This window comes from Serratia sp. HMSC15F11, from assembly GCF_001808215.1.
In the GTDB taxonomy this organism is placed as follows: domain Bacteria; phylum Pseudomonadota; class Gammaproteobacteria; order Enterobacterales; family Enterobacteriaceae; genus Serratia; species Serratia nevei.
The window spans coordinates 1-656 of record NZ_KV792440.1; the positions used below are offsets into that span (position 1 = coordinate 1).

1 pseudogene is annotated in these 656 nt (G+C 67.4%); it reads right to left on the bottom strand.

Annotated elements, in window-relative coordinates:
- Positions 1 to 656, bottom strand: a pseudogene (locus HMPREF3138_RS26665) (hypothetical protein); the annotation flags it as partial.

The window sequence follows — 656 nt, forward strand, 5'->3', positions numbered from 1 at the left end:
GGCGTTCCGGTACTGGTGCGCGGCGTCATGCGGTGTCTGGAAGCTGACCGTCTGAAACGTGGGGGCGACGCTGAGAGGTGCCGCCCATGGCTGGCACCTGGGACAAGCAAGCTCCACCTCTCCGGCGTGCCCGTCGCCACCGTTCCAGCGCAGGGGCTCGCGGTGTTCGGGGCAGTAGTACACGAAACCGTCGCGGCGTGTTTGCCCGACCGGGCCTGGTCGGCGATCGTGGAACCGTGCGCCCGGGTTGGCTCGCATGGCGCGGACGAGCGCCTCGCCCTGGTGGATGCCGTACCAGACCTGCCAGCCATCGCCGATGCCGATCAGGAACGGCGAGACGAACGGTGGGGTGCGGTTGACTCTCCCGCGTGCGTTGGCTCCGATGGTGGCTTCGCGTTCGCGGTTCCAGCAGGAGACGCACAGGCTCGAACCGGGCTTATTGGGGGCGATCAGGCGGTTGTCTTTCCGGCTGCAACGGGGGCAGAGCTTACGGGTGTCTGCCGGGGTGGTCAGTGGTGCGTCAGGGGGCTGTTCGGTACCGACCCAAAGCGCGAGGCCAGTGGGGCACCGGTGGCACTCGAGGTGGGGGTTTTCAATCGTGCGATCGAGGTGGCTCTGCTCATAAATCTGTCGGCATGCCTCGACCCGGAGGGAGC